Consider the following 14363-nt stretch of genomic DNA (forward strand, 5'->3'; position numbering starts at 1 on the left):
AATGAAAAATATTTTAGTGAGATATGGGGAACTAACGTTAAAAGGTAATAATCGCAATCATTTTATTACAAAGTTAATTCAAAACATAAAATTCCAATTAAAAGAATTTAAAGAAGAAGTGGTTTATACCAAAGATAATAATTCTTTGACACTTGGTGTCAAAGAAGAAGTTTTTGATCAAGTTTTAGCAAGAATCCAAAATGTTTTTGGAATTTATTCATTGTCAATTATTGAAAAAAGTTCATTGGATTTTGACGAAATTGCTAATGCAGTTTTAAAAATTGCAGAAAAATCTTCAGCAAAAACATTTAAACTAGAAGTTTTTAGAAAAGACAAATCTTATCCGATCACATCAACAGAAATGAAGCAAAAATTAGCTCCGTTAGTTTTAAAAAATAATCAACATTTAAAAGTTGATGTGCACCATCCAGAATTAAAAATTGAAGTTGTGATCAAAAAAGATCATGCTGATATTTTTGATTCAAGAATCAATGCTCTAAAAGGATTACCAGTTGGAGTTTCGGGAAAAGGATTATCTTTATTAAGTGGAGGAATTGATTCTCCAGTTGCTTCTTTTTTAACAATGAAACGAGGAATGACTGTCGATTTTTTACATTTCATGACCCCGCCTCATACTTCAGCTGAAGCATTGACAAAAGTTTTTGATTTAGCAAAAATAGTTGCCAAATATAATTACAACCGTTTCAGTTTGTTTATTTGCAATTTTACTCCGCTATTAGAAGAATTAAATCATATTCCTAATCAAACTTATAAAATTAATATTATGCGAAGAATGTTTGTGCGAATTGCAAATCAATTAGCTTTCAAAACTAATTCAAAAGCGATTATTACTGGTGAATCTTTAGGGCAAGTTGCTTCGCAAACTATCGAATCAATCAACACCATTAATTCAGTTTCGACTTTGCCAATTTTAAGACCAGTTCTAACTTATGACAAGGAAGAAATTATTAAAATTTCTAAACAAATTGGTACTTATGAAACTTCAATTCTACCATTTGATGATGCTTGTTCAATGTTTGTTCCCAAAAATCCAACAACCAAACCTAAATTAAGAGAGGCTGAATTTAATGAAAAAGATCTGCTTTGAGAAGAGTTATTAAATCATACTGTTCAAAATTTAATTGAAGAATTTGTATGAATAAACGGGGAGTTTGTTAAAAAAGAAGAGGAGTAAAAATGAAGTTTTCACCACAATTGAATGTTCGAACTGAATATAATTTTCAAGAGTCTTTAATTAGAATCAAAGATTATATTTCTTTTGCTAAAAAACATGATTTTTCATTTGTTTTTTATGCTGAAAATAAATCAATGTTTGGTGTTGCTGATTTTTATAACCAAGCTAAAAAAAACAATTTAAAACCAATTATTGGTTTAGCAATTGACAATCCTGAAACAAATAAAACGACACTTTTATACGCCAAAAACAAAACGGGTTTTCAAAATTTGTCTTTCTTATCTTCGTGATTAATGGAAAATAATTTGACAAATTTTGATCAAGAATTTTTTGATGTTTTTAATCAAGCAATAAGTGATACCTTTTTGATTTCTGAAGATGACCAAATTGTTGAAAAATATGGTGCAATTGTTCACCAATTATTTATTCCTAAAATTAGCTATTTAACAAGCGATGAATATGAGAATTTCATTGTTCTTTCAGCGATTAAAAATAACCTAACACTTAAAGAAATTTCCAATGTTCAGGATGAACATTATTTTTCTGATGAAGAAATGCAAAATAAAAATCCAATTGATCAAAAACAACAAATTAGTCAAATTGCTGAAGCATGCAATTTTAATTTATTTGATAATTCTGGACAATATCATATCGCTAACTTTAAAACTCCAGATAACTTACCAATTAATATTTATTTGAAACAATTGTGTGAAGAAGCCTTATTAAAATATTTCAATGAAAGTAAAACTTTCATTGAACAAACTGACTATCTAAAACGTCTAACATACGAGTTATCGGTGATTGATAAAATGGGCTTTAATAACTATTTTTTAATTGTTTGAGATTATGTAAAATTTGCTAAAAGTCAAGACATTATTGTTGGTCCTGGTCGTGGTTCTAGTGCTGGATCATTGGTTGCTTTTTTATTGGAAATCACTCAAATTGATCCAATCAAATACAACTTATTATTTGAACGTTTTTTAAATCCTGAACGAGCAACGATGCCAGATATTGATATTGATTTTCAAGATGATAGAAGAGAAGAAGTGGTCGAATATTTATTTAATAAATATGGTGCTCATAATGTTGCAATGATTTCAACTTTTCAAACAATTGGGGCCAAATCTGCAATCAGAGATGTGGCAAGAGCTTACGATATTAATTTAGAAATAGTCAATGCAATTACTAAAAATATTGATCTAAATTATCAAAATGATTTAAAATCAGCAGTTGCAAATAACGCTCAATTAAAACAATATCAAACAGAGTATCCAGAACTTTTTGAGGCTGCTAACACCTTGATTGGATTGCCTCGTCAAACCAGCACACATGCAGCTGGAGTGGTTTTATCAGATGTTGATTTAAGAACAATTTTACCAATTAAAATTGGATTCAATGGTATTTATCAAACGCAGTTTGATATGAATTTTTTAGAAACTTTAGGGTTAATCAAAATGGATATTTTAGGCTTAAGAAATCTAACAACCCTCCAATTAATTCAAAATAACATTTTAAGAAGTCGCCAAATCAAAATCAAATTAGAAAACATTGATTTAAATTTACCTGAAGTTTTCAAAACTTTAAATGCTGGTGATACTTCCGGAATTTTTCAATTAGAATCACCTGGGATGACTAATTTAATTAAAAAAATGGAAGTCAATTCAATTGAAGATATTTCAATTGCTTCAGCTTTATTTCGACCAGGTCCACAAGAAATGATTGAAGAATTTATTGAAAGAAAAAAAGGCAAAAAACAAAACTATTTAATTGATCAAACTTTGAAAGATATTTTAAACCCAACTTTTGGAATCATTGTTTATCAAGAACAAGTGATTCAAATTTTAGGATTGGTGGCAAATTTTTCTTTTGCCAAATCAGATATTGTGCGAAGAGCGATGGGGAAAAAAGATTACAAATATATGGAATCAATGAAAACTGAATTTATCTCTCAAGCAATTAAAAATAATTACTCCCCAGAAAATGCTAATACAATTTGAGATTGAATTGAAAAATTTGCCTCATATGGATTTAACAAATCACACTCGATTGCCTACTCATACATTAGTTATTGATTAGCTTATTTTAAAACTAAATATCCATCAGAATTTTATGCAGCTTTATTAAGTGGAGTGATCGGAAACGAAACCAAAATGACTCAATATTTGAATGAAGCAAAAAGAAAAGACATTATCGTTAAAAGTCCTAATGTTGCCAACATGAGTTTTAATTATAATTCAAGTCAAAAACTCTTGTTTTTGCCCTTGACCACAATCAAAGGAATTGGTAATGAATTTATTAGAAAATTAAGAGAAGCTTATCAAAATGATAAAAATTTATTTAGTTCAATTTTCTATTTTACAACCAAAATGCTTAATAATGGACTAAACAAAAATCTTTTTAAAGCGTTGATTTGATCTGGTGCTTTTGATGAATTTAAATATAGCAGACAAACCCTTGATGAAAATATTGATCAAATTTTTTCTTTTGCAGAATTTAATAAAAACACCAAAATTATTGATGAAAAGTTAGTTCCGATTTTAGAGGTTCAAAAAGATGTACCAACAGTTGTTTCTGCAAAAGAAAAAGAATATTTAGGCTTCTATGTTTCAACCCACCCGATTACAACCATTAAAGCAGAAAACAAAGATTTGAAAGCAGTTGGGATTGATTTCATCAAAGAAAATCAAGGTTTTACAAGAATTATTGGTGAAATACAAAATATCAAAATTTTCAAAGACAAAAATCAAAATGATATGGCTTTCATTGAGGTTGGTGATGAAACTGATACCATTTCTGTCACAATTTTTGCTTCACTTTTTGAACAAATGAACGAATTAATTAAGTTAAATTCAATTTTAGCAATGGATGTAAAAATGCAAAAATATAAAAATACCATTTCTGCGAGTTTAATTAAAATAGTTAAGGTACTGAAATAATGGAATCTAAATATAAAACACTGAGTGCTTTGGTGTATGATTTTAACTACCCGATTAATCAAGAAATTGATGGAGATATTACATTTTACAAACCCCATCTTTTGCCTTTGGAAAATAAAATTTTAGAATTAGGAGCTGGGAATGGTCGGTTTTTAATTCCATTTTTAAGATATGGCTTAAAAATGGAAGCGTTGGATAATTCACCAGAAATGTTGGGTTTATTAAACCAAAATTTAATTGATTATAATTTGCAAACTACCATTCATAATTTTGATGTTTTAAAAATGAATTTCCACCAAGAATTTGAAGCTATTTTATTTACTAATGGTTTTTTGAATTTGCTGATCACTCAAGAAAATATTTATCAGGTTTTAAAAAATAGTTTTAGAGCTTTGATTAAAGATGGATTTGTGATGATTGATTTAATTTATCCCAATATTGACTTTAAACAAGGTCAGCAAATTCAAAACGTTTTCCAAATTCATGGCCAAGACATTACTGTAACGAACACTTTTGCAGAAATTAATTATCAAAACCAAACAACAACCAATATAATTGAATATAAGTCTGAAAAGATAACTGAAATTCAAAACTTTGAACTGACTTGAATTGAACAAGAACAGATTTTGGAAATTTTAAAGCAAATAGGTTTTTCTAAAATCACTTTTTTCAAAAGAAGTCGACATACAATTATAGTTAAAGCATATAAATAAGGAGCAAAAATGGCAAAACAAATTCTTTTAATCGATGGTAATTCACTGATCTATCGAGCACATCACGCAAATAGTTATAAGTCGGGAGCGACATATTTATCGACTTCAAATGGTGTGCCAACAGCCGCTGTTTATTCTTTTGCAAATATGCTTTGAAACATTTTAAAAAACAACGATTTTTATGATGTTAAAGTTGCCTTTGATAAAGGGAAAAAGACTTTTCGTCATGACCACTTAGATAATTACAAAGCTGGAAGAAGCGAAACTCCAGAAGAATTAATCCCCCAATTTCAATTAGTGAGAGACTTGTTAACTGCAATGAATATTCAATGATTTGAGCTTGATAATTTTGAAGCTGATGATATTTTGGGCGCATTAACTAAAAAAATTGAATTGGATCATGAAGATTATGAAGTGAGAGTTTTAACTAGTGATAAAGATATGTATCAAATCATTTCTGAAAAAACTAAACTTTTAAAACCAAAATCAGGAACAAGTGAATTGTTAATTTATGGGATTGATGAATTAAAAAATGACTGAAATATTGCGCCAAATCAAGTTCCAGATTTAAAAGGTTTGATGGGAGATAATTCTGATAATTTAAAAGGAGTTAAAGGGATTGGTGAGAAAACTGCGATTAAATTAATTAGTGAATTTGGTTCAATTGAAGAAATTTATGCAAATATTGAATCAATCAAAGGAAGTGTTAAACAAAATTTAATTGCTGACAAGGACACAGCGTTTTTAACTCGTATGGTTGCGACAATTGTCTCTGATTTTGAGATTCCAGATTTTAAAATTGAGACCTTAAATCTTAATTTACAAACCTTTCACGATTTTCTTGTGAAATACGAAATGTATTCGCTTGCTAAAAAAATTGGTTTTGCCGGAGCAAAACCAGAAAAAGCATTAGAAATTAAAATTATTGATCGTTGATCTAAAACATTTGAAGCAAAAGAAAACTTTATTTTTGTCCAATCACTAAACACAAATTATCATAAGGATAAAATTATTGGCATTGGGATTGTTAATGAAAAAGGTAACTTTTACATTAACAAAACTCAAGAACTAATCCAACTAAATTTCTTTGAAGAATTTAGTGAAACCAATATTTTCGATCAAGAACTAAATGCATTTTTAAATAACCCCAATCTTCAAAAAAACACATTTGATATCAAAAAAACAATTACACTTTTAAAAAATGAAGGTTATGAAATAGCTGATCAAAGTTTTGTTTACGATATGATGATTGCAATTTATGATTTAGATTCAACAATTCCATCAGAATTTGCAATTCAAACAAACTTTATTGATAAAACAATAATTGTGGAAAATGACGACATCTTTTTTGGTAAGGGAATCAAAAAAACTTCAAATATTGATCTAAAATTAAAGGCACATTTTATCGTTAAAAAAGCATGATTGATCAATCAACTAAAACCCGTGATCATTCAACGTTTAAAAGACAATGATCAATTTAACTTGTATCAAAATATTGATTTACCATTTGGTTTTGTTTTAAAAGACATGGAACAAACTGGGGTGAAAATTGATTTAAAAGAATTAGAAACACAAACAAAAGAGACCCTGATCAAACTTCAAGAAATTGAAAAAACTGTCTTCGCGATGTTAAATCAAGAACCAGATGATCAAATCAATTTAGCCTCACCAAAACAATTAAAAAAAATGTTATTTGAAGATTTAAAATTACCTGATTTTGATAAAGGGAGTACAGGTAAAGAAACACTTGAAAAGCTTAAACATTTGCACCCAATTATTGACTTAATTTTAGAGCATCGAAAATATTCAAAATTGTATTCGACATATTTAAAAGGTTTTGAAAAATATATTTTTGATGATCAAAAAGTGCATACTATTTTTAATCAAACGCTAACCAATACTGGTCGTCTAAGTTCGATTGAACCGAATCTACAAAATATTTCGATTAGGGATGATGATCAAAAACAAGTGCGAAAAATTTTCATCACTGATGAAACCAAAACATTTTATAGTTTTGATTACTCACAAATTGAATTACGTGTTTTAGCACAAATAGCCCCTGAAAATAAGATGTTAGAAATTTTTCGAAATAAAGGTGACATTCATGCTGAGGCTGCTAAGGATATTTTTAAACTTTCCTCAACTGATGAAATCACCCCAGACATGCGAAGAGTTGCTAAAGTTTTTAACTTTGGAATTCTTTATGGTTTAAGTGATTATGGTTTGGCAAACGATTTAGGAATCTCTATTCCACAAGCCAAAGAATACATCAAAGCATACTATGAATCATATCCCGATTTAGAAAATTGGAAAAATAAAATTGTGGAATTTGCCAAAACAAATAATTTTGTTTTGACAGATTCAAATCGCAAAAGATATATTAGCGAATTAAAATCTAACAATTATCAAGTTCGAGAATTTGGAAAAAGAATTGCTGTCAATATGCCCATTCAAGGAACTGCGGCTGATATTTTAAAAGTGGCGATGATTAATATTTATAAAGATTTTGTTGATCAAAATATTCAATCTAAAATGATTGCCCAAATTCATGATGAAATTATTTTTGAAATTGTCAATCTTGAACAAGAAAAAGTTTTACCAATTATTCGAAAAAATATGTTAAATGCTTATAGTGATTTACTAAAAATTACGAATAAAACAGAAGAAATTAAAATTCTATTAGAAATCAGTGAATCTGCTGGGAAGAACTGATTTGATTTAAAATAAGGAGAAAAATGCCAGAATTACCAGAAGTTGTCACGGTTGTAAAACTATTAGAACCTGATCTGATCAATAAAACAATTAAAAAATTTGAAATTTATTACGCTAAATTATTATGACGAAATGAGATCGAAGATTTTAAAAAAAGAGTTGAGAACCAAAAGATTCTTAAAATTTTTAATCAAGGAAAATACATCATTTTCGAACTCGAAAATGATGTTCTAATTTCGCATTTACGCATGGAGGGTCGTTGAAATTTCGAACCGCAAAACACGCTTTCATATAAAGAGAGTTGATTAGAATGTCAATTTATTTTAGATGATGGCTTTGTTTTGCGTTACTACGATTCAAGAAAATTCGGAACTTTAGAAATTGTTTCTAAAGAAAGTTTTTTTAATGGCAGTGCTTTGGCTCATTTAGGGCCTTCAATTTTAGATCCAAATTTAACTGCTAAGCAATTATTTGAAAAATTTCAAAAAATTAAAAGACCGATTAAATCGGTCTTACTAGAGCAAAATATTATTTCCGGAATTGGTAATATTTATGACAACGAAATTTTATTTGCCACTAAAATAAATCCGTTAACCCCAGCCAATGAAATAACTTTGAAAACCGTTTCAAAGTTATTAACTAATGCAATTGAGATTTTAAAAACCTCAATTAGCGTAGGAGGTACTACAATCCACTCATTCACCCCTAAACAAGGGGTAAGTGGTGGATACCAAGACTTTTTAAAAGTCCATGGACGTGAGAAAAAAGAGTGCTATCTTTGTCAGACTCCAATTGCCAAAATTAAGGTTAATGGAAGAGGAACTTATTATTGTCCAAAGTGCCAAAAATAGAATTTTTTGCAATGTGGAAATGTGTAAAAATCAAAAATAATTAAGCCATATAAGGCTTTGCTATGTGTCAAAAAAATAAAAAAAATTATTCTCATAGATATTGTATTTTTTCCATTTTTTATGCCTTATTATCTATATAGCAAAGAGGTAAAAGTATGGAAAAAACACCAATAAAATATTCGATCGACTTAAAAGATTCTGATGTTTTGGTTCAACAACAAGACTTAATTACGCTATATCAACCAATAATCGGTTCATCTGCTGTTGGTCTATATTTTTCCTTGTTTAATGAGTACCATATTTTAAAAAAATTAAAATTAAAACTAGAACATTCAAGACTTACCAAAATTTCGGGTTTAACCGAAAAACAATTCAATGAAGATATTAAAAAACTAGAAAGTTTAAGACTTATTAAAACTTTAATCTCTAAAAATGGTGAGTCAGTGATTTATCAAATTTTTGCCCCGTTAGATATCAATGAATTTTTTGAAAATGAAATGTTTGAACAAACATTAACTAAAAAAGTTGGATTAGAAAACTTAGAAATTATTAAATTTATTAATCAAGAAGTGGAATCTAAAAAAGTTAGTGATGCAGAATATGAAGAAGTCACAGCTGTTTTTGAAGATGTTTTTGCCGATGAAATTGATGAAATGGAAAAAAACCCAACGATTCGAGACATGAATTTTGTTGTTTTGAAACAGAAAAAAACAACCTTATTTGATAAATTTATTAACATTGAAATTTTGAACAAAATTTTAATTGATAATGGTGTTGCGATTGATTTAAGATCTAAACGTTATCAAAAAATGTTTTGTGACGCGTTAACTAAACAAAATTTTACTGAAAAAACTTTGGCGACATTAATTATTGGATCCTTCAATTTTGAAACAGCTAAAATTGAACCTGAATTATTTGAAACCAAATTAAATAAAACAATTGCTAAAAAAATTCGTAAGGAAACCAAAGCCATGGAAAGTAATTTATCTGATACACAATTAGAAATTGTGAATTTGATGGATGAATTAAACCCTGATGAATATGTTTTAAAAGTTACAAATTTTATCGCTGATTTTTCAACAAGAAGAATGATTAATACTTTAAAAGAAAAATTTTCATTATTAAATGGAGCAATTAATTGCATGATCCAACATTCAATTAATCGTAATAATAAAATAATTCCAAATTATATTTATAAAATTGCTGAAAGTCTGAACTCATATTCAATTAAAAAAACCACTGATGTTTTAGCTTATTTAAATTTCTTTCAAAAGGAATCATCAAACAATGGCATGATTCAAGAAGAATTGGTGTCAACTAGATTAACAAATTCAGATGAAGAATTAATGGCTTTGTTTGACTAACAAAAAGGAGGAGAGATTTTTATGGACATGAAAAAATTGATGGATAAAATTGCCTCAAACAACGATCTAAAAACTCTTCTAACTCATTTAAGAACAAATTTTATTCAAGAAGGCAAAACTGATGAAGAAGCAAAAATGATTGTTCAAAACATTATTAATGACAATCAAATTCTCTTAGAAGATTTTTTGACTCACTATATTATTTGTGTCAAAGGTCCACTTGCAGAATGCGAACAGTCAAATCCTGGTTATGAATCTTTTGTCAACTATGACAATGGTCTTTTCTATATTAGTACAAGACATTGTCAACATTGATTTTTCGAAAATAAAAATGACGAATTAAAAAAGCATTATCTATATACAGATTTTGATATTGATATTTTTTCAACTTCGGCCAAAGAATATATTGATCAACTAGGTCAAGATAGTGATATTTTTTCCCAAACTGAACAAGATATTCGCAAACAATTTTTAGAATCATCAATTACGAAAATTAAAACCAATAAACATAAAGGCTTTTTTCTAGCTGGTGAACCTGGAGTTGGTAAAACCACCCTTTTAAAAGTTTTAGCCAATGGGATTGCTTCTTTAAAAAGTGAGTTTAAAACAGTTTCTTTCATCAATGTTGCACACTTAATGAGTCTTGTTAAAGGTTCTAATTTTAATGAAAAACATCTTGAAACCCAAAAGCGCCTATTTGATAAATTAAAAAATGCAGATGTCTTATTTTTGGATGATATTGGTTCAGAAGTTCCATCAAGTTGATCTCGAGACGATATCTTATTAAATTTATTAAACTATCGCATGGAACATCAAAAAATAACTTTTTTTAGCTCTAATTTTTCAATGAATGAAATCCACAAACATTATTTTTTGAAAAACCAAAATCATGCTGTTGAACAAATTAAACAAAAACGTTTTATTGAACGCATTCATGCTTTATCAGAAGAATTTATTCTTCCAGGTAAATCAAAAAGAATTTAATTATTCTGAAAAATATAATTTACATCAAAAAACAAGGGTCAACCTTGTTTTTTGATTTTAATTCGATTTCATTATTATTTTTTGAGTATCATTAGTCTTTCAATACTTAATGATAAAAACGCCAGTTTGAACGCTTTATTTGCATAATTCAATTTTATCATTTTTGAATTTGCCCATTTTAATTTAAGTGAATATAAATAAAATTTGTTTGAGGATTTTTTTGTTTTTCAAACTTTGTGATAAAAAAAAGGGGTTTTTCACAAAAAACCAAAAAAATAAGTATAAAATTATGAAAATATTTAGTAAAGGAGTGGTTTTATGAAGAAAAATTCAAATAAACAGATTTCATTAATTAAATGATTATTCTTATTTTTTATTAGTAATTTAGTTTTATTTTTTTCTCAAATCAGATCCAAATTTTACACTTGTTATCATGTGAGACAAAATAAACGGCGCACAGCTATATAACATCAATGTTATAGATTAAGGTCAACTCTCACTAGATCAAAAACAAGCACAGCCTAATAATATTTGTGTTTGAACAATCTATAACAAATCATGTTTTCTCTCAAAGTTTTTCTGAAAAAAACAAATCAATTTATTCAAATTAATTTGTTTTTTAAGTGTATTTTTAAATCTAAAAATGCACTTAAAAAACATTTTATGAATAAACATTAATCATTAAAAAATAAACACTTAATAAAAAAAGAACTACTAATTAAGTTCGAAGTATTTATTGATTAATTACAAATATGTTATTTGTAATGCGAAAGGAATTTAAAAAATGAAAAAATTATTAACAATATTAGGAGCGATCATGATTGGTTCTTCATCAGCTATTACAGTGATGAGTTGTACTCCTCCTAAAAAAGCCGACAAACAAAAAGCAGACAAGAAACCAGTTGAATTAACTGAAGATCAAATTTTAGATGTCTATCTAAGTGAGATTGCAAAAATTGCTTATTTAAACAAAGAAAAAGGTTATGACGCCAAATATTTATTTGAAAATTTTGTTGCCAAATCAGCAATTAAAGATCCACACTTCATCGAAGCAAATGCAGATAAACCTGATGGAATTAAAAATTTTAAACAATTACAAGACAAATATTTTACTAAGAATGTTTTTAAAAAAGGTGTGTTAAAAAATGGGACTCAACCTGATCAAAAACCATCATATATTTTAGACACTATTTCAATGGTAATTGGCATGGGTTCAAATCCAGAAGCATTTCAAGGTTTAGCTCAATTGATTCCAGGATTGTTGCCGATGCTACAAAATTTAAAACTTGGAGATATGGACATAGTTAAACAAATTGAAAAAATATTATCTCCAGCAACTTTAAAAGTGCTTGATAGCAGTTTAGGTAATGACAAATATATAGGAAAAAGTTTCCAAGAAGCCATCGATATGTCAATGGTTCCATTTCTTAATGCAATGAACAAGATTTTAGGATCTAAAGATGTTATTGATGTCAAAGCTCCAAACGCAAAAGAATTAGTCTTAAAAAGTTTTGCTAAAAATTTAGGTGAATTTATTAAAGCTGGTAAGAAATTTACTCTTTCAATTGATAAAAACTTTAATGAAATCCTTGCAATAGTTGATTTTGCTAGATTATTCTTAATTTACATTGATAAAATTATGGATCAACCTGCGGGCATGAATTGAGCACAATTACAAGGCATCTTAAGTGCCAAAATTGATAAAAACTCTTTAAATGGAGTAGATATTAAAAAAATATTTAACAATATTCTTCCTGCGGAAAAATTACAAAACTTAATGAAAGGTTTATTCTGAGGTAAAGAAAAATACGTAAAATTAGCAGATAGTTTCCTTGGTCTTCTTGGTCTTCTTGGTGGTTTTGAAAATTCAGATTTTGCAAAACAAAATTTTGATAAAGATCACTACAACGAAGTTGGATTTAACCCAATTCTTAAAGTTCTTTTCGAAGCCCTTTTACCAGACATGGGATCTATGATTAATGGAATGTTGGGTATAATTGTTACAAATTCCCCTATTGTACCTGCTGATCTTGCAAAAATGGTTTCCGGTATGGCACCAGGTATCCTTTTGGGAAAATTACCCAAAACTTTACCAGATAGTGTGAAAAATATTTTAAAAGATGCACTATCTAACCCAAAATTTTACACTGAACCATGAGACTTTTTAATGAGTCCAGATTTTATGGCATTGCTAAAAGCAAAACCAAAAACTCCTGAAGTTCCATTACCAGAAACAATGGAAAAAGCCGTTGCAGGTGAACTTGCTAAAGTAAACACAATAAAAACTCATGCAATGGCTGAACAATATAAAAAAGATGTATCAAATAAGAAAATTAAAATCGAAAGTGTAGATATTAAAGTAAACTATTCTGCACCGAAAAAGAAAAAAGATAAAGATGGTTCATTTAAACTTTTTGATGGATCATTTCAAGTGATTTTTGAACCAAGCTTTATGAAAAGCAAATATGAAAATGCAAAACCAATTCAATCTAATATAAATGTTATTAAATATGATGAATCATTTGTGCTTCAAGAAGAATTTCATAAAGCATTTGCTGATGCGATCACTAGTGCACAACAAGTGATAAGTGATGCTGAAATACAAACATATCTAAAAGAAGCTGAACAATTTAAAAATGATGAGGATGTTGATTTTAAAACAGACTACATAAAATCAACTGCTGCAAATGACGGTTCTTTCCAAGTAACAATCACTCCAAAACCTGGTGGAAAATATAAAGGGATTCAACCATTAATTTCTGTGAAAACAATTGTCAAATCTACTTTTGCTAAAGTTGTGGAAAAATACATTGTTAGTGCAGATGCGATAAAAACTCACGCTATGGCTGAACAATATCAAAAAGATGTTGCAAGTAAAAAAATAAATATTGAAGGCGTTGACATTAAAGTAAATCACGTAAAACCAAGTGCTGTCAGTGATAGTTCATTCCAAGTTACTTTTGCCCCAACTGGTAATGGTATCTACAAAGGAGCTAAACCAATTAGTTCAAAACTAAATGATTTATCAACAATTGAAGACTTGCTATTGAAACCAATCAAAAAATTATTTGGAGTGGAACAAATTCTGAAATATGGAATTCCTGATAATGAATCAATTCAAAGTATTATTGACAAGATTGCCAAAGCTGAAGGTAATTTAAAATTAGATTTTAACAATTTAAGAAATGTATTAAAAGGATTGCCCGACATTTTAAAATTAATTAAAGGTCAAAGTAAGGATCTTGTAGTTTTAGGATTGAAAGATGGCAAAATTCTACCAGGAAGTCCGCTTGATGGATTGCAAAAAGTTATAGCTGATCTAAGTGGAATAGTTTCAATTCAAAAACAACTAGAACCTAACAAAAAAATTTATGCTGATCAACAAGCAGCAATTGGTAAAAAAATGCAAGCTGAGCTAAATAAAATCAAAATTTCAAAAACTGAATTTGTTGATAATTACCATGTCTTTACTTTAGAAAATGGTAAAAAAGTCAAAATTAAAATCAGTTCAGTAGAAAAATTAAAACAAGTTGAAGAAATCCAAATTGTTTAATCGATAAAAGACTAGGAAAAATAAGCACCATTTGAGCAAAATACCACTTTAACGT

8 protein-coding genes are annotated in these 14363 nt (G+C 28.2%); all 8 read left to right on the forward strand.

Features of this window, described 5'->3' with window-relative positions; genetic code table 4:
• The first annotated feature begins 1 nt into the window (after position 1).
• Positions 2 to 1195 carry a tRNA uracil 4-sulfurtransferase ThiI gene (gene thiI / locus ELUMI_RS01740; protein WP_025734086.1) on the forward strand — a complete coding sequence of 398 codons (1194 nt, stop codon included), beginning with the start codon at positions 2 to 4 and terminating at the stop codon, positions 1193 to 1195.
• Between the two features lie 2 nt (positions 1196 to 1197).
• Positions 1198 to 4131, forward strand: a complete 2934-nt coding sequence (locus tag ELUMI_RS01745; RefSeq protein ID WP_025734087.1) for a DNA polymerase III subunit alpha — start codon at positions 1198 to 1200, stop codon at positions 4129 to 4131.
• Positions 4131 to 4844 carry a class I SAM-dependent methyltransferase gene (locus ELUMI_RS01750; protein WP_025734088.1) on the forward strand — a complete coding sequence of 238 codons (714 nt, stop codon included), beginning with the start codon at positions 4131 to 4133 and terminating at the stop codon, positions 4842 to 4844. Before ELUMI_RS01745 ends, ELUMI_RS01750 begins: the two co-directional genes overlap by 1 nt.
• A 9-nt stretch (positions 4845 to 4853) precedes the next feature.
• Positions 4854 to 7571, forward strand: a complete 2718-nt coding sequence (gene polA / locus ELUMI_RS01755; RefSeq protein WP_025734089.1) for a DNA polymerase I — start codon at positions 4854 to 4856, stop codon at positions 7569 to 7571.
• A gap of 8 nt (positions 7572 to 7579) precedes the next feature.
• Complete coding sequence (gene mutM / locus ELUMI_RS01760; protein WP_025734090.1) at positions 7580 to 8407, forward strand: DNA-formamidopyrimidine glycosylase; 828 nt, start codon at positions 7580 to 7582, stop codon at positions 8405 to 8407.
• A 155-nt stretch (positions 8408 to 8562) separates the two neighbouring features.
• The gene (locus ELUMI_RS01765; protein WP_025734091.1) at positions 8563 to 9771 is read left to right on the forward strand and encodes a replication initiation and membrane attachment family protein; all 1209 of its coding nucleotides are present in this window, start codon (positions 8563 to 8565) and stop codon (positions 9769 to 9771) included.
• 21 nt (positions 9772 to 9792) lie between these two features.
• Positions 9793 to 10755 (forward strand): DnaA ATPase domain-containing protein, encoded by a 963-nt coding sequence (locus tag ELUMI_RS01770; RefSeq protein WP_025734092.1) that lies wholly within the window; start codon positions 9793 to 9795, stop codon positions 10753 to 10755.
• A gap of 784 nt (positions 10756 to 11539) precedes the next feature.
• A complete protein-coding gene (locus ELUMI_RS01775) occupies positions 11540 to 14308 on the forward strand; it encodes a hypothetical protein (RefSeq protein WP_025734093.1) in 2769 nt (922 codons plus the stop codon).
• Positions 14309 to 14363: the final 55 nt, after the last annotated feature.

The organism is Williamsoniiplasma luminosum, from assembly GCF_002803985.1.
GTDB classification, from domain to species: Bacteria; Bacillota_I; Bacilli_A; order Mycoplasmatales; family Mycoplasmataceae; genus Williamsoniiplasma; species Williamsoniiplasma luminosum.